Genomic DNA, 15,950 nt, shown 5'->3' with positions numbered 1-15,950 from the left:
GCCGGCCGGTTTGCCGGTCGGCCCTTGATGCTTCTGGCGGGATTTCAAGGGAACCGCAACCTTCGGAGCACTTCTCGATCGCAATTCTTGTTGCAGGGCTGAAATCCGGCCAGTTTGACGACCTCAGGCCGCGATCAGGTCCCGCGCCGCCAGGAGTTGCACGCAGGCGTTCGCCGCTTCCTTGCCCTTGACGGTGAAGTGCTCGAAGAAGAAGCGGTGGTGCTCGGCGCTGTCGTGGTAGTTGTGCGGGGTGAGCACCGCCGACAGCACCGGCACGCCGGTCGACAGCTGCACGTTCATCATGCCGTCGATGACGGCACTTGCGACGAACTCATGCCGGTAGATGCCGCCATTGACGACAAAGGCTGTGCCGAGGATCGCGGCATAACGGCCGGTCCCGGCCAGGGTCTTGGCATGCAGGGGAATTTCATAGGCGCCGGGCACGTCGAAGATGTCGACGGTGAAGCGCTCGTCTCCCAGAGAGGCCAGTTCAGCTTCGAAGGCCTGTACGCACTGGTCGACGATGTCGGCATGCCAGCGCGCGCGGATAACGGCGATGCGGGTCGTTTCATAGTCTTTATGGGAATGCTGATTCATGGGTCCATCCTTCCGTTTCGAACCAGAATCAGGACGCACGATACGGATTAAGCCCGCGAAAAGCGGGCCGGCTTCCGTTTCGTCCTCTTCCATCCGGACTGTAACCGTCGGCTCCGGAATCACACCGGATCTGCTGACCTTTCCACTAGAGCGCCACGCGTCCCTTGGACGCGTAAAGGACGCTCTAGCACTTAAGAATCCACGCATTGATGCGTGGACCGGAAAGCGCTCGCGGGCTTGGGTAGAAACCCTTACCGCCGGTGGGGACTTTCACCCCGCCCTGAGAACATTAACGGCTTTGTATGAAAGGGCAGGACGCTGCTGTCAACCGTGAGAAGGTTGGGCCAAGCACGTTCGACTACCGCGTGCGCCACGCCGCCGCCGATGCGGCGATCAGCATCAGCAATGCTGCGACCATTGCGCAGGTGGCAAAACCAAAGCTGGAGTAGAGCGGCCCGAAGCTGGTGGTGCCGACAAAGACCGCGAGGTAAGTCACCGCACTGTTCAGGCCCATGATCGTGCCGCGCCGCGATGGATCGAGCGCCGACAGGCGCATCACCAGAACATTCAGGCCGAAATGATTGGCCAGTCCCCAGATTGCCACGATGGCCAGCGTCAGCCCGAAACTGTGGCTCGTCGCGGCCATCGCGACGTAGACGACGGCGACAAGAAGATAGGCAAACGGCATGACGCGCCGCGCACCCAGTCTGTCGATGACGCCGTCGAGCAGAGCAGCCGTCCCGAAGCCTATGCCGTAGGCAAGCGCCGCCAGGCCATTGGCACTCACCGGCTGTCCAAGCCCTGCATGAAGATGGTCGCCGAGATAGCCATAGACGCCGTAGAACGAAGTCATGAAGGCCGCGCACGCGACCAGCAGCGGCAGGATTCCGGGAATGCCGAGCGCTTCCAGCGGGGCGGGCGCCGGTCCGGCCTTCCTGATGTCGCTGAGCGACGTCACTGTCAGCCCCATCCATGCAAGGGCCGCAAGCACCGCGACCGCTGCGAAAACGGCGCGCCAATGCACCAGATCGGCAAGCACGGCCGAAAGCGAAACGCCGGCAACCATGCTGAGTGTCCATCCGGTCAGCACGACGCCGATCGTGCCGCTCTCCCTGCCCGGCGGAGCGATGGCCGCCGCGCTGGCGTAGATCGCCGGCATGGCGACGCCGGCGGCGATGCCGGCCAGCAGCTGTGCGGCGACCAGCATGATCACCGTGGGTGCCGCGGCGCTGGCGACCAGCGCCAGTGCCAACAGCAGCAGTGCGCCCTGCAGCATTCTGCGAGCACCGAGCCGGTCGATGTAGCGCGCCAGGAACAGCGCGCTGGCAGAGGTGCCGAGGCCGAACGCGGCCGCCGCAATCATCACGGCCGGCACGCTGGTTCCGAACGAAGAGGCGACAGCCGGTGCAATCGGACCCAGCACCAGCGAGTTCGAGCCGATGACCGCGATGCAGCCCGTCAACAGATAGGCAAGCGCCGGGATCGGGGCTCGGGCAGTCAATGGTGCAAGTTGATCAATGTTCGACATATCGGCATAATGACCGTATTCTATTCAGCGGAGAACCAGGAATTTCGCCATGGATGAAGAAACAGATGGCATTCTGCAGAACAGGCCGGCGGCCCGCGATCTCGACGCGATAGACCGAAGAATATTAGGTGTCCTGGTCGATGATGCCACGATCAGCTACGCCGAACTCGGCGATCGCGTCGGCTTGTCGCCACCGGCAGCGCATGAGCGGGTCAAACGGCTCCGGCGCAGCGGCGCCATCCGCAACACGGTCACCATCATCGATCCCCGGGCGGTGAAAAAGCCTTTGCTCGCCTTTGTCCATATCGACACCAGGGGCTGGGGAAAGACGCCGGAACTGATGGCGGTCTCGCAATATCCCGAAGTGGAGGAAATCCATACCGTCGCCGGCGACACCTGCATGCTGCTGAAGGTCCGCACCGAAGACACCAGGGCCCTCGAAGGCCTTTTGGCGCGCCTCTACGAAACGCCGGGCGTCACCTCGACGCGCAGCTATGTGGTGCTCTCGACCTATCTGGAGCGGCCGGTGCAGCCGGGTATCACCGAGACTTGGCCGACACCCAAGCACATGGCCGAGCCTCTGTACTAGAAGCGAGCGGCTACGCCCGCTCGGGAAACATCTGCTTCAGGCCCTCGCGCGAGGCCTTGGCGACACCGCGCTCGGTGATCAGGCCGGTCACCAGCCGCGCCGGCGTCACGTCGAAGGCCGGGTTGGCCGCCGGCGTCGTCTCAGGCGAAATGCGCACCTGGGCAATCTCGCCGGCGGCGGTCTTGCCCCAGACCAGCGAGACCTCGTCGGCCGAGCGTTGCTCGATCGGGATCTCGGCCAGACCGTCATGCACCGTCCAGTCGATGGTCGGCGACGGCAGTGCGACATAGAACGGCACATCGTTGTCGGCGGCGGCGAGCGCCTTCAGGTAGGTGCCGATCTTGTTACAGACGTCGCCGTCGGCGGTGGTGCGGTCGGTGCCGACGATGACCATGTCGATTGCGCCGCGCTGCATCAGATGACCGCCGGCATTGTCGACGATCAGCGTGTGCGGCACGCCGTGCCCGGCCATCTCCCAGGCGGTCAGCTGGGCGCCCTGGTTGCGCGGCCGCGTCTCGTCGACATAGACGTGGACCGGAATGCCGGCTTCTGTGGCCAGGTAGATCGGCGCGGTCGCCGTGCCGTAATCGACCGTCGCCAGCCAGCCGGCATTGCAATGGGTCAGGATGTTGACCGGCTCGCCCTTCTGCTTGCGCGCCGCGATCGCCTTGATGATGGCGAGACCGTTCTCGCCGATGGCGCGGTTGAGGCCGACATCTTCGTCGGCGATCTCACCGGCCCGCCGATAGGCGGCTGCAGCGCGTTGTTCGGTAGGCAAAGGCCGCAGGAAGCGCCGCATTTCATCCAGCGCCCAGCGCAGATTGATCGCGGTCGGCCGCGTCTCGTGCAGGGTCTCCCACACGGCGTCGAGCGCTGCATCCGACGCATCGTCGGCCATCTGCATGGCGACGCCATAGGCAGCGGTGACGCCGATCAGCGGCGCGCCGCGCACCCACATGTCGCGGATGGCGGTGGCGATGCCGGCAACCGTGCCGATCCTCTCGATGCGGAAATCATGCGGCAGCCAGCGCTGGTCGATGATATCGACCGAACGCCCGTCGTCGCTCAGCCAGATGGTGCGATAGTGGCGGTCGCCGACGTTCAAATGCTGCTCTCCTGTTCGATCAACGCGGCCAGTTGGTTGACCTCGTCGATGCTGTGGATCTGGCGCCGGTTGACGGCGAGGTGGCGGCCGAATTTCAGCGCCTTTGCTTCACAACTGGCGCGCAGATCCTCGTCGGCAATGGTCTCGAAATCGGCATTGTGAGCGAGACCGAGGATGCGCCGGTGCACTTCGACGCCGGCAAAGCCTAGCAGGTCGGTCCAGATCTGGTGCAGCACATGGTCGAGCGCCTGCTCTGAGGCAAGGATGTCGCCCTGGTCCTCGAACAGGCTCTTTTGGTAGAGCATGCCGGTGCGCTCGCTGCGCCATAGATGCGAAAACTCGGCGCGGAACACCGACCAGGTCTCGACCGTCACACCGAGCAGATAGGCGCGCATGGCGTCGCGCTTGCCCTTCTGTTCGTGGCCGCGTTGCGAGAAGAAGGACATCCAGAAATTGGCAAGCAGCATGCCGACGTCGAAAGCCATCGGGCCGTAGAAGGCGAACTCCGGGTCGATCATCCGGGTCTCCGTGTCGGTGACCATGATCGAACCGGAATGCAGGTCGCCATGCAGCAGCGTTTCGGCATTGGCGGCGAAGATGTGCTTCAGCCGCTGCGCCTCGACCTTGAGGTCGCGGTCGGCGCGCAGTTCGGCGACCAGGCCGTCGAGCTGCGGCGAGGTGTGCCGGTTCATCTTGGCATCGAAATAGGGATCGGAGAACACCAGGTTTTCGGTGATGTCGCAAAGCTCGGCATTGTCGGCGAACAGCGCCAGATCGGCCTTGCGATCCTTGGCGGCCATATGCAGGTCGGAGCCGCGAAACAGCGTGCGGGCCATGAACAGGCCGATATCCCGGGCGATGTTCGGCAGTTGGCGGCCGTCGATCAGGGCACGGCGCAGGATGATATGCGGCGGCGCAAGATATTCCATGATGATCAGCGCCTGACCTTCATCGAAATAATGGATCGCCGGCACCGAGCCCGGCGCGCGCGCCTCTTGCCTGGTCAGCGCGTGATATTCGAAGAAGGAGCGCTTCAACGGCAGCGGCCAGCTGTCGCCGACCAGGCGGACATAGGGCAGGGCCTGCTTGACCACGGCCGCACCGCTGGCGCCCTCGACGATGAACACCAGGTTGAGATTGCCGTCGCCGACCTCGCGGACCTTCCAGGCGCCGGTGTCCTTGCCGATCTTCGCGCACAGCGCCTCGTTGCCGCCAAGGCGTGCAGCCAGGGTTTCGACCGACAGGGCTTCGAACGGCAATTCTTCAGTCATCGTTATCCTCCCGCATATGCGCTTCCAACATAACGGAGGCGTGGCGGCCGGGCCAAGCTAGGAAGCGATCTGGCAATTGTCAATCGTGTTGACAATTGCCGATACAGCCCATAGCGTCATGTCAGGGAGGAACGCATGGTCGGCAATGCCGTGTTCCGCGTAGAGGGACTGAGGAAATCCTTTGGCCATAACGAGGTGCTTGGCGGCGTCTCGCTGGAACTGTATGCCGGTGAAGTGACCGTGCTGATGGGCGCCAACGGCGCCGGCAAATCCACCCTCGTCAAGATCATCTCTGGTGTCTACGAACGCGGCGGCGGGACGATGGCGCTCGCCGACCAGGATTTCGCGCCGAAAACCCCGGCCGAGGCGATCCGCGCCGGCGTCGTCACCGTGCATCAGAACATCAATGACGGTGTCGTCGCCGATCTCGACGTCGCCACCAACCTGACGCTGGACCGGCTGAGCGGCAGCGGTGCGCCGACCCTGTTCAATCCAATGCGCGTGCGGCGAGAGGCCAAGGCGGTTGCCGACCGCATGGGGCTGGCCATCGATTTGAAGGCGCGGGTGAGTGATCTTTCGCTGGCCGATCGCCAGATGGTGGCGATTGCCCGCGCGCTGGCGCACAAGCCGAAAGTGCTGATCCTCGACGAGCCGACCTCATCGCTCTCCAGCGCCGAGGCTGATCGGCTGTTTGCCCTGATCGACAGGCTGCGCGAGCAAGGCGTGGCCATCCTCTACATCTCGCACCGTATGTCGGACATAAGGCGGCTGGCCGACCGCATCGTCTCCATGCGGGACGGGATCATCTCAGGCATTTTCGACAAGAAACCGCTCGACTATGAAGGCGCGGTCAACGCCATGCTCGGCCGCAAGATCCATCTCGACCGGATTGTTGTCAGGGATTCGGCCAATGCCGTCTTCAAGATAGACGGTCTGCGCATCGCACAAGGCGCACGGCCGATCTCGCTGACGCTCGGCGACGGTGAGGTCGTTGCCATCACCGGCCTCGTCGGCGTCGGCAAGACGGCGCTTGCCGAGACGCTGTTTGGCGTGCGCCAGCCGCTCGCCGGCACAATGACGCTGAACGGCAGGCCTTATGCGCCTGAAACAGCCGGCGAGGCGATCGCCGCCGGCGTGTTCCTCGTCGCCAAGGACCGCAGCGAGAACGGCATCGTCGGCGGCTTCAACATCCAGGAAAATATCAGCCTGCCGTTTCACAAGCGCATGTCACGTTTCGCTGTTCTCAAGCGCCGTCTGGAACGCGCCACGGCGCGCCGGCAGATCGAGGAGCTGGGCATCGTCTGCCGCTCCGAGAAGGACGAGATGTCGGAGCTCTCCGGCGGCAACCAGCAGAAGGTGATGGTCGCCCGCTGGATGGCCCAGCATGCGAGACTGTTCATTCTGGACGAGCCGTTTCAGGGCGTCGATATTTCCGCCCGGCGCGACATCGCCGCGAAGCTCAGGGCCAGTGCAAACGGACGCGCCACGCTGCTGTTCGTCACCGAACTCGACGAGGCGCTGGAGACCGCCGATCGCATCCTGGTCATGTCGGAACAGACCATCGTCGGCGAGCACCGCAATGCCGATGTCGATCTCGACCGCCTGTTGGCCGAGGTCGCCGGCGGGCCGCTGCACAGTGCCGCCTGAGCACGGGCGTTAGGAATGGGAATGGAAAGAGCATGGGTTCGGATTGGCTAAAAACGGCAGCAGCGCGCGGGAGCGCCGAATGACATTGCGCGACCACGCCATCCGCTACGGATTCATCGTGCTCTTGTTCGGGCTCGTCGCCTATTTCTCGATCGCCGCCGACGGTTTCGTTTCGCCGCAAAGTGCGGTTTTCATCTTCCAGTCGGTCGCCATCACCGGCGTGCTGGCGCTCGGCGTCACCGCCACGCTGGTCGTCGGAGGTTTTGATCTGTCGATCGGCTCGGTCGCCACCTCAGCCATGATGGCGGCCGCCTATGTCATGGTGGTGCTGGAGCAGAACGCCCTTGTCGCGGTCGTCGTCTGCCTGCTCATCGGCGCCATCGTCGGCCTGATCAATGGCTGGCTGATCGTCTACATGCGTGTGCCCGATCTGCTGGCGACGCTCGGCATGATGTTCCTGCTCGTCGGCCTGCAGCGCATTCCAACCGAAGGCCGCTCGATCGCCACCGGCATGACCATGCCTGACGGTTCGGTCGCCAACGGCAAATTCTCCGACGCCTTCCTGGCGCTCGGCCGCCACCGCTTCGACTTCTTCATCCCGAACCTCATTCCAGTGTCGGTGGTGGTGCTGCTCGTGCTCGCCGTGCTGATCTGGTTCTTCCTCGAATACACCCGTTTCGGCCGCATGATGTATGCCGTCGGCAGCAATGAGCGCGCCGCCGAACTCGCCGGTGCGCCTGTCAAGGCATACAAGATCTGGGCTTACGTCATTTCAGGTGTTTTTGCCTCGATCGGCGGCATTTTGCTCGCTGCCCGGCTTGGACGCGGCGACATCGCCTCGGGTAATAATCTGCTGCTCGATGCGGTTGCCGCGGCGCTGATCGGCTACGCGGTGCTAGGTGCCGCCAAGCCGAATGCGTTCGGCACCGCCATCGGCGCGCTGTTCGTCGGCATCTTGCTGCAAGGCCTGACGATGATGAACGCGCCTTACTACACGCAGGATTTCATCAAGGGCGTGGTTCTGGTCGTCGCCCTTGTCTTCACCTTTGCGCTTTCGGGCAGGGGCAGGAGATAGCTTTCGACCGGAACAGGATTTTCGAGTTCAACAAGAGTGGAGGAAAACAAAGTGAGCATTACAAGAAGACTTCTGGGGAAGGTGGCGCTCGGATTGGCCGGCGCAACCATGCTGATGCAGTTTCCGGCTTTTGCCGCGGACAAGCCGGCGCCCTTCGACAAGCCCGGCGTCAAGATCGCGCTGGTGCGCTATCTCTCGACCGGCGACTTCTTCCAGGCCTATCTCTCGGGCGTCGAGGCGCAGTCGAAGGCGCTCGGCATCGACCTGCGCGTCCTCGACAGCCGCCAGGATGCGGCTCTTCAGTCCGACATGGTCGACCAGGCCATCGCGCTCGGCGTGCAGGGCATCATCATCCAGCACGGCCTGACGGAATCGATGAAGGACGCCGCGCAGCGTGCGGTCGACGCCGGCATCAAGGTTGTGGCCTTCGACGTCAATGTCGAAAACCCCAAGATCCCGCAGATCGAACAGTCCGATCGCGACCTGGCCCGCCTCGCGCTCGAGCAGGCGGTCAAGGACAATGGCGAAAGCTGGAATGCCGGCTATGTCTATGTCGCCGGCATCGCGCCGCTCGACCGCCGCAACGAGACCTGGGTTGACGTCAAGAAGAAATATGCCGGCATCAAGGAAGTCGCGATGTTCGGCACGCTCGACAATCCGATCGCCAACTCCGTCGCCAACCAGGCGCGTTCGGTGCTGACGGCGCATCCCGACATCAAGGTGATGTTCGCTCCCTATGACGAATTCGCCAAGGGCGTGAAGATCGCTGTCGACGAAGCGGGCTTGAACAAGGGCATCAAGATCTATTCGGCCGACATTTCGACCTCGGACATCGCTGCGATGCGCGAGCCCGACAGCGCCTGGGCCGCGACCGCCGCGACCAACCCGGCCGTCGTCGGCCAGGTCTCGGTGCGTGCGCTGGCGCAGCTGCTGGCCGGTGAAGATCCGGGCCACAACGTCGTCGTGCCGCCGACACTGATCACCCAAAAGGACCTCATCGACAAGGACATCAAGAACATGGAGGACCTGTCGGCCAAGCTGCCGCAGTTCGCCCACGCCGATGTCGCGATGCCGGCCTGGATGCCGAACCCGAACGCCAAGTAACTTTCGCAATCGAAGGCCGCCTGCAGCCGCTTGCTGCAGGCGGCCTTTTTGCTGAATATCTGCAGCCGGCGCCAGGCTCCGGCCCAAGGTTCGGTGCGTGTATGCAAGTCCAAGCGGCAATCGAGGAAAACCTGTCCGGCGCCGTCGCCGGAACCTTGTTTCGATGCCCGCAGGCCACCACGGGTGTCGTGGTGCTGGGTGGGTCGAGTGGCCGCGTCGATGTCGGGCGCGCACGGCTCTTTGCAAACGAGGGCTCGTCGGCTTTGGCCCTGCAATGGTTTGGCGGTGAGGGCCAGCCTCCCGGAATATGCGAAATTCCCCTCGAAACCTTCTTCGCGGCAACCGATTGTCTCCTTGAAACAGGATGCCACCGCATCGTCTATGTCGGCACATCCAAGGGTGCCGAGGCCTCACTGCTTGCGGCGGTCCATGACCCGCGCATCGACGCTGTGGTCGCCATCAGCCCGTCATCGGTGATTTGGGGAAATATTGGTGCTGGCCGGGATGGCGTCAGTTGGCCTGAACGATCCTCATGGTCGCTCGACGGAATTCCCCTGCCGTTTGTGCCGACGGATCCAAACTGGACACCAGAATACGTGGATGGCTTGGTATCCTACAGGGGACTCTTCGAACATTGCTTGAAAACCTTCAGGCAGGAAGCGGCTGCGGCGACCATCCCCGTTGAGACCGCATCGGCCGAGATCCTGCTGGTCGCAGGCGGCGACGATGCGCTGTGGCCCTCCCTATGGTTCGCGACAGAAATTGTCCGGCGGCGCAGCGAAGCAGGCAAGATCACACATCTCGTGTCATCGCCGGATGCGGGGCATCGCATTCTCTTGCCTGGCGAGAACACACCACGCTCGACATTGCATGCACATGGCGGCAATGGCGAGGCCGATTCACGGTTGGGCAGAATGGCGTGGGAAGGCATCCGAGAACTGCTGTAGCTGCAGATCCCGAATACCTTCGCCTGTTTTGCGTCAGTCTCGGCCGGTTTTCCCTACCGCAGCGCTGCCGCGATATTGCCGCCGTCGACGGTCGTCACGTCGGCGGTGGTGCGGTCGGCCAGCGCGTGATGCAGGAAGGCCTGCGCCACGTCCTGCGCCGTCACTTCCTGGCCGAGCAGATTGCCGGACATGTAGTCCTTCTCCGACACGCCGCGCGCGCCTGAGCGGCTGGCAATCATGGCGTCGGTCAAAAGGCCCGAGCGGATACGGTCGGCGTTGACGGCGTTCGAGCGGATGCCATGCGCGCCATAGTCGAGCGCGTACTGCCTGGACAGGAACAGCGTCGCCGCCTTCGGCACGCCATAGGCGCCGAACTTCGGGCCGGGGTTGACGGCCTGCTTGGAGGTGTTGAACAGAAGCACGCCGCCGGTGCCCTGCTCGAGCATGATGCGCACGGCATTCTGCGCCACCGATTGGTGGGCGAAGAAATTGAGCTCGAAACTCTTGCGCAAAAGTGCATCGTCGAGCTCGCCGATGCGGCCTTCCCAGGCGGCGCCGGCATTGGAAACCAGGATGTCGACACCGCCGAACACGGCGACCGCTTTGTCGAAGGCGGCACGCACCTGTGCCGGGTCGGTGATGTCTGCGGCGACGCCGATCGAATTGTTGCCGGCTTTCTTCGCTGCATCGGCGGCTTTTTCGGCGTCGAGATCGACGACGACGGCATGGGCGCCATTGTCGGCGAACAGCTTTGCCGTCGCTGCACCGATCGCGCCGGCACCGCCGGTGATCAGCACCACCTGGCCGGTCAGCGGCTTCGGCTTGTTGGAGGCGAGCTTGGCCTGTTCCAGCGACCAGTATTCGAGCGGGAACAGGTCGGCCTTGGAAAGCGGATGGAACCGGCCGACGGCCTCGGCGCCACGCACTGCCTCGATCCACATCTCACCGACATCCGACGCGATCTTCGCGTCCTTCAGGGTGCGGCCGTGGCCGAACATGCCGAGGCCGGGCACCAGCGTCAGCCGCGGCATCTGGTCGAGCATGGTGCGCTTGACGTCGTCGAGCGCATCATTGGTTTCGAAATAGGCGCGATAATCCTTGGCGAACGCGTCGACATGGCTCTTGATCACCGCCTTGTAGTCGCCGGCCTTGTCGGCGTCGGGCGCCGGCAGCGCCATCGGCCCGGTCTTGATGCGGATCGACAGATCGGGCGTCGAGACGCCGCGCCCGGCATAATCGGCGATCTCGGCTGAATTGATGAAATCGACAATTACCGGCGAAGTGCGGAAATCGCTGACCATCCGGTCGAAGCGGCCTTCGCCGCGCGCTACCGCCACCGCGCCGCGCAGCATCGGCGCGATCGACGCCGGCGTCGCGAGCTTTGCCGGCAAGGCTGCCTTTGCCGCCTTCGGCTTGCCGCTTGCGGCAATATAGTCCTCGGCGACGTTCACATAATGGATCATCCGGTCGTAGGCCTGCTTCGCATCGTCGCCGAAGGTGAAGATGCCATGCTTGTCGAGGATCAGGCCCTCGACGTCAGGATCGGCGTCGAAGATGTCGGCAGCCGCCTTGGCGAGGTCGAAGCCGGGCATGATGTAAGGCACGTAACCCATCTTGCTGCCGAAAACCGTCTTCACCAGCGGCTTGGAGTCCTCCTGGTCGACGATGGCGAGAATGGCGGTCGAGTGCGTGTGGTCGACGAATTTGTGCGGCAGGAAGGCATGCAGCAACGTCTCGACCGACGGGTTGGGCGAGGACGGATCGATGAGGTTGACGCGTTGCAGGGCAACCATGTCCTCGTCGGCCAGCCTGTTCAGCGCGCGCGCCTTGAGCAGCGGCTTGAGCTTGACCGCCGGCAGGCCCTGCGGCTCGATGACGCCCATGTCCCAGCCGCTGCCCTTGACGCACAGCACGTCCCACTGGTCGCCGACGAGGTCGGTTGCCGTCGTCTTGCAAGAGGTGTTGCCGCCGCCATGCAGGACCAGCCGTGGTTCGCCGCCGAGCAGCCGGGTCGTGTAGACGCGCAGCGCCAGGTCGCGGCCGACACCCTTTTTCGCGTAGTCTGCGACGAGTTTTTCGGCGGCTTCGTCATTCCACAAATTCTTCATGTTCGCTTCGTCCGGTTGTTTGTCTTTGATGGTGAAACAGGAATGCCGCGACGCTTTGATGACAATGCGCCGGCGACGGAGAGGGGATTTCCTAGGAGGCCTTTTCTGTCGTGGCAGCAGCATGGTCCAGAAGCCGCTGCGCCATGTGCGCGCCGACCACCAGATGCGTGCAAAGGCCGCCGGCGATCGCCGCGAGCAGCGGTTCGAACTTGCTGTCCTCCTGCACCACCACCAACCGCCTGGCGATGGCGCGCAGCGATGCAAGCTCGGCGGAGATCACCCGCCTGTTATAACTGCAGTCGAGCACCTTGCCCTCGGCGTCTATGATCTGCCCGGCAATTACGCCGGCAGCGCCTTGGCTGCGCAGATCCGCCATTTCACTTGGCGTCAGCGCGCCGCATTTGACCAGATGGCTGTCGGCGTCGACCGCGCCGACCGAGTATAACGCCAGGTCGCATTCGCCGACACCCGACAATTGTTCCCGGATCACCGGCTCGGCACGCAGCGCACGCGCAAGTTCTTCCGTAGACAGCACCAGCGGCGCGTAGAAATTGAGCCCTTTGGCGTTGAGCCGCCGCGCGATTTCCATAGTGCATTGGTCGGGGCGATAGGAATAGGGCGCGCCGAGATTGCCGCAGAGCTGCACCACCGTGACATCCTGCAGATCGGCATAGGACATGACGTCGGCAATCATATAGACGGTGCGGCCCCAGGCGACGCCGATGCGGTCGCCCTTCTTGACCAGTTCGAGAAAGACGCTCGCCGCCAGCACGGCGATTTCCGTCGACGGGTCGGCAATATGATCATTCTCCGGCGCGATCCAGACGGCGTCGAGGCTCAGCGCATCCTCGAGCTTGCGCGCCAGCACGTCGTCGGTGAAAAGCTGGGTCGAAGTCGAGATGTTGACGATGCCGGTCTCGCGCGCCTTGCGCAGGTACATGGCGACCGAGGCACGGGAAATGTTAAGCTGGCTCGCCACCTGGTCCTGCCGCAGGCCATGGGCATAGTAGAGCCAGGCGGCCTTGTGGATGAGTTGTTCTGCCGGTCGGATCGCCATGCCGTCTCCTCAGCTGACATTATTCACGGCTCTCGACAAAAGTCAAACTGGGCAGAGGTATGCGATGCTCCCGCTTGCGCCGAATCTGGTTCATCATTGTGCCGAATGCGCTCTGTCGTGGCATCGTTTGTGGTGACGCGGCCCGAGCCTGTGATTAGAACGTCTGAAAGAAAATCGCGGGGAGCATGGGATGGGCAATCCTTACGAACAGGATCTCGACAAGAACGCGGCCAACCATCAGCCGCTGACGCCGCTCACCTATCTGGAGCGCGCGGCCAAGACCTATCCCGACCATATCGCCATCATCCATGGCCGTCAGCGCATCGACTATCGCACTTTCTGGCAGCGGTCGCTGAAGCTTGCCTCGGCCCTTCAGAAGCGCGGCATCGGCAAGGGCGACACCGTCACCGTCATGCTGTCAAACACGCCGCCGATGCTGGAGGCGCATTTCGGCGTGCCGATGACCAAGGCGGTGCTGCATTCGCTCAACACCCGCCTCGATGCGGCGGTCATCGCCTTCCAACTCGATCATGCCGAGACCAAGGTGCTGATCGTCGACCGCGAATTCTCCGGCGTCGTCAAGCAGGCCCTGGAACTGGCCAGGGTCAAGCCGCTGGTCATCGACTATGACGATCCCGAATACGCCGCCGACGCGCCGTACCCAAAGGGCGAGCGGGTAGGCTCACTGGACTATGAGGCATTTGTCGCAGGCGGCGACGCGGACTTCGCCTGGTCGATGCCCGACGACGAGTGGGATGCGATTTCGCTCAACTACACGTCCGGAACGACGGGCAATCCGAAGGGCGTCGTCTACCACCATCGCGGTGCGGCCCTGATGGCCTACACCAACACCATCCATGCCGGCATGGCCAAGCACGCGGTCTATTTGTGGACGCTGCCGATGTTCCACTGCAATGGCTGGTGCTTTCCCTGGACGCTCGCCGTCCAGGCTGGCACCCATGTCTGTCTGCGCTGGGTGCGGCCGAAGCCGATCTACGATGCGATCGCCGATCAGGGCGTCACCCATCTGTGCGGCGCGCCGGTCGTCATGTCGGTGCTGATCAATGCCAGGGACGAGGACAAGCGCGCATTTCCGCAGACGGTCACTTTCAACACGGCTGCAGCACCCCCGCCGGAAGCCGTGCTGTCGGGGATGGCGGATGCCGGCTTTGCCGTCACCCATCTCTACGGCCTGACCGAGACCTATGGCCCGGCGGTCGTCAACGAATGGCACGGCGCCTGGGATGATCTCGAAAAGGGCGAGCGCAGCGCCAGGAAGGCGCGGCAGGGCGTGCGCTATGCAGCGCTCGAAGGCCTGACGGTCATGGACCCCGAGACGATGCGGACGACACCGGCCGACGGCGAGACAATCGGCGAGGTCATGTTCCGCGGCAACATCGTCATGAAGGGCTACCTGAAAAACCGCAAGGCGAGCGACGAAGCCTTCGCCGGCGGCTGGTTCCATTCCGGCGATCTCGGCGTCATGCACCCCGATGGCTACATCCAGCTCAAGGACCGCTCCAAGGATATCATCATCTCCGGTGGCGAGAACATTTCCTCTATCGAGGTCGAGGACGCGCTCTACAAGCACCCGTCGGTTGCCTCTTGCGGCGTCGTCGCCAGGCCCGACGACAAATGGGGCGAAGTGCCTGTTGCCTATGTCGAGCTGAAACCCGGCAAGGTCGCGACCGAAGTCGAGATCATCAATCACTGCCGCGCGCTGCTTGCCCGGTTCAAAGTGCCGAAGGCGGTCATCTTCGCCGAAATCCCGAAAACCTCGACCGGCAAGATCCAGAAATTCCGGCTACGCGAGATGGCCAAGGGGGCTTAGCTGCATCGCCACCCATGCTTCGCCTCGACAATTTGTCGCGGGCTTCGTCATCCTAGGGTGTAGCAGTCGCGAGCGACGTCGCGGAAACCCGGGAGCTGCTCCGCAGCCCAAGGGATCCATGCCGTGACCTTGCGGCCGAGCTCCGACAGTCGAGAATGGCGGCTGCAGGCTGCAGCTCGCTGACCGGTGTAACCTGTTGATTCGTCGCACTCTTTGACCAACGCCGCGGCATGGATCCTAGGGTCTGCGCCGCGTCGCTTCGCTCCTTGCTTCGCCCTAGGATGACGAATTCATCAGGGCCAGCCGCTAACAGCGATCGTCGATTCCACCTTCTTACTGTCACCATCTGTCACCATTCGTACGTGTATACCGAATCCGCATTGACAGGTCCTTCTTTTCGATTTACGAGTGATGAAAATCAAAATTCGTCACTCGTAAATCGATAGAGGATCATGTCCGAAGCCGCCACCATAGTCGCCGAAGCCGCCCGACAGGAAAATGTAACGCGCATTCTCGATTGCGCCGAGCGCCTGTTCCGGCACTATGGCTACGGCAAGACCAATGTCGCCGACATTGCGCGTGAGCTCGGCATGTCGCCGGCCAACATCTACCGTTTTTTCGCCTCCAAGGTCGAAATCCACCAGGCCGTCTGCGGCCGGATGCTCGGCGCCAGCTACAAGATGGCCTACGAGATTTCGCGCCTGCCGATCAGCGCCGAGGAGCGGCTCCGGCGCTACGTGCATGCGCAATACAAGATGACGATGGAGGTCATGCTCGACGACCAGAAGGTCCACGAGATGGTCATCGTCGCCCTCGAACGGGATTGGGGTGTGATCGACAAGCATGTCGACAGCATTCACGACCTGTTCGCGGAAATCATTCGTGACGGGATCGAGGCCGGTGAGTTCAGAAAACAGGATCCGGTTATCGCGTCTCGCTGTTTCGGCGCCGCGACCGTCATCCTGTGTCACCCGCAGATGGTGGCGCAATGCCTTGCCAAGACCAACCGGGCAATGCCTGACGACCTCGTCGACTATGCAATCAAGGCCTTGAAGTAGCCTCCGCCCGTCGGGCGCCGGTTTCAACGATTC

Annotated in this window: 13 protein-coding genes and 1 riboswitch; of the genes, 7 read left to right on the top strand and 6 right to left on the bottom strand. The window is 63.1% G+C overall.

What is annotated here, in order from left to right:
- Positions 1 to 123 precede the first annotated feature (123 nt).
- A complete protein-coding gene (locus A9K65_RS28360) occupies positions 124 to 597 on the bottom strand; it encodes a 6,7-dimethyl-8-ribityllumazine synthase (protein ID WP_063167604.1) in 474 nt (157 codons plus the stop codon).
- Positions 598 to 674: 77 nt separating this feature from the next.
- A riboswitch (FMN riboswitch) is annotated at positions 675 to 889 on the bottom strand.
- A gap of 66 nt (positions 890 to 955) precedes the next feature.
- Positions 956 to 2,125 carry an MFS transporter gene (locus tag A9K65_RS28355; RefSeq protein ID WP_064995079.1) on the bottom strand — a complete coding sequence of 390 codons (1,170 nt, stop codon included), beginning with the start codon at positions 2,123 to 2,125 and terminating at the stop codon, positions 956 to 958.
- 49 nt (positions 2,126 to 2,174) lie between these two features.
- Between A9K65_RS28355 and A9K65_RS28350 the strand changes: the two genes are divergently transcribed.
- Positions 2,175 to 2,714, top strand: coding sequence for an Lrp/AsnC family transcriptional regulator (locus A9K65_RS28350; protein ID WP_013532925.1), 540 nt, complete (start codon positions 2,175 to 2,177; stop codon positions 2,712 to 2,714).
- 10 nt (positions 2,715 to 2,724) lie between these two features.
- Here the strand turns inward: A9K65_RS28350 and mtnA are convergent, their stop codons facing one another.
- Positions 2,725 to 3,819, bottom strand: a complete 1,095-nt coding sequence (mtnA, locus tag A9K65_RS28345) for an S-methyl-5-thioribose-1-phosphate isomerase (protein WP_064995080.1) — start codon at positions 3,817 to 3,819, stop codon at positions 2,725 to 2,727.
- Positions 3,816 to 5,090, bottom strand: a complete 1,275-nt coding sequence (gene mtnK, locus A9K65_RS28340; protein ID WP_027163852.1) for an S-methyl-5-thioribose kinase — start codon at positions 5,088 to 5,090, stop codon at positions 3,816 to 3,818. The genes mtnA and mtnK overlap by 4 nt, the downstream gene beginning before the upstream one ends.
- A 135-nt stretch (positions 5,091 to 5,225) precedes the next feature.
- Between mtnK and A9K65_RS28335 the strand changes: the two genes are divergently transcribed.
- From A9K65_RS28335 to A9K65_RS28320, 4 genes are all read left to right on the top strand, one after another.
- Positions 5,226 to 6,737, top strand: coding sequence for a sugar ABC transporter ATP-binding protein (locus A9K65_RS28335; RefSeq protein ID WP_064995081.1), 1,512 nt, complete (start codon positions 5,226 to 5,228; stop codon positions 6,735 to 6,737).
- A gap of 79 nt (positions 6,738 to 6,816) precedes the next feature.
- On the top strand, positions 6,817 to 7,812 hold the full coding sequence (locus A9K65_RS28330) for an ABC transporter permease (RefSeq protein WP_013532921.1): 996 nt from the start codon (positions 6,817 to 6,819) through the stop codon (positions 7,810 to 7,812).
- A gap of 51 nt (positions 7,813 to 7,863) precedes the next feature.
- On the top strand, positions 7,864 to 8,916 hold the full coding sequence (locus A9K65_RS28325) for a substrate-binding domain-containing protein (RefSeq protein ID WP_013532920.1): 1,053 nt from the start codon (positions 7,864 to 7,866) through the stop codon (positions 8,914 to 8,916).
- Positions 8,917 to 9,017: 101 nt separating this feature from the next.
- Positions 9,018 to 9,863: an acyl-CoA thioester hydrolase/BAAT C-terminal domain-containing protein gene (locus A9K65_RS28320; protein ID WP_013532919.1), complete on the top strand. Its 846-nt coding sequence runs from the start codon at positions 9,018 to 9,020 to the stop codon at positions 9,861 to 9,863.
- A 53-nt stretch (positions 9,864 to 9,916) separates the two neighbouring features.
- On the opposite strand, the gene A9K65_RS28315 is transcribed toward A9K65_RS28320, so the two are convergent.
- A complete protein-coding gene (locus A9K65_RS28315) occupies positions 9,917 to 11,971 on the bottom strand; it encodes a bifunctional aldolase/short-chain dehydrogenase (protein ID WP_013532918.1) in 2,055 nt (684 codons plus the stop codon).
- Between the two features lie 91 nt (positions 11,972 to 12,062).
- Entirely contained in the window at positions 12,063 to 13,028 is a 966-nt protein-coding gene (locus tag A9K65_RS28310) for a sugar-binding transcriptional regulator (RefSeq protein ID WP_013532917.1), read from the bottom strand.
- Between the two features lie 190 nt (positions 13,029 to 13,218).
- Between A9K65_RS28310 and A9K65_RS28305 the strand changes: the two genes are divergently transcribed.
- Together A9K65_RS28305 and A9K65_RS28300 are read left to right on the top strand one after the other, a co-directional pair.
- Positions 13,219 to 14,859 carry an acyl-CoA synthetase gene (locus A9K65_RS28305; RefSeq protein WP_064995082.1) on the top strand — a complete coding sequence of 547 codons (1,641 nt, stop codon included), beginning with the start codon at positions 13,219 to 13,221 and terminating at the stop codon, positions 14,857 to 14,859.
- Between the two features lie 452 nt (positions 14,860 to 15,311).
- Positions 15,312 to 15,917, top strand: coding sequence for a TetR family transcriptional regulator (locus A9K65_RS28300; protein ID WP_013532915.1), 606 nt, complete (start codon positions 15,312 to 15,314; stop codon positions 15,915 to 15,917).
- The last annotated feature ends 33 nt before the right edge of the window (positions 15,918 to 15,950 follow it).

The organism is Mesorhizobium sp. WSM1497, assembly GCF_001672455.2.
Lineage (GTDB): Bacteria > Pseudomonadota > Alphaproteobacteria > Rhizobiales > Rhizobiaceae > Mesorhizobium > Mesorhizobium ciceri.
This window is presented reverse-complemented; position numbering and strand designations above follow the sequence as displayed.

Excerpts from the sequence above, each read along its gene's own strand:
- A9K65_RS28360 (WP_063167604.1), bottom strand. The coding sequence starts at position 597 with ATGAATCAGCATTCCCATAAAGACTATGAAACGACCCGCATCGCCGTT.
- A9K65_RS28305 (WP_064995082.1), top strand. The coding sequence starts at position 13,219 with ATGGGCAATCCTTACGAACAGGATCTCGACAAGAACGCGGCCAACCAT.
- A9K65_RS28355 (WP_064995079.1), bottom strand. The coding sequence starts at position 2,125 with ATGTCGAACATTGATCAACTTGCACCATTGACTGCCCGAGCCCCGATC.
- A9K65_RS28330 (WP_013532921.1), top strand. The coding sequence starts at position 6,817 with ATGACATTGCGCGACCACGCCATCCGCTACGGATTCATCGTGCTCTTG.
- A9K65_RS28320 (WP_013532919.1), top strand. The coding sequence starts at position 9,018 with ATGCAAGTCCAAGCGGCAATCGAGGAAAACCTGTCCGGCGCCGTCGCC.
- A9K65_RS28315 (WP_013532918.1), bottom strand. The coding sequence starts at position 11,971 with ATGAAGAATTTGTGGAATGACGAAGCCGCCGAAAAACTCGTCGCAGAC.
- A9K65_RS28350 (WP_013532925.1), top strand. The coding sequence starts at position 2,175 with ATGGATGAAGAAACAGATGGCATTCTGCAGAACAGGCCGGCGGCCCGC.
- A9K65_RS28310 (WP_013532917.1), bottom strand. The coding sequence starts at position 13,028 with ATGGCGATCCGACCGGCAGAACAACTCATCCACAAGGCCGCCTGGCTC.
- mtnK (WP_027163852.1), bottom strand. The coding sequence starts at position 5,090 with ATGACTGAAGAATTGCCGTTCGAAGCCCTGTCGGTCGAAACCCTGGCT.
- A9K65_RS28300 (WP_013532915.1), top strand. The coding sequence starts at position 15,312 with ATGTCCGAAGCCGCCACCATAGTCGCCGAAGCCGCCCGACAGGAAAAT.
- A9K65_RS28335 (WP_064995081.1), top strand. The coding sequence starts at position 5,226 with ATGGTCGGCAATGCCGTGTTCCGCGTAGAGGGACTGAGGAAATCCTTT.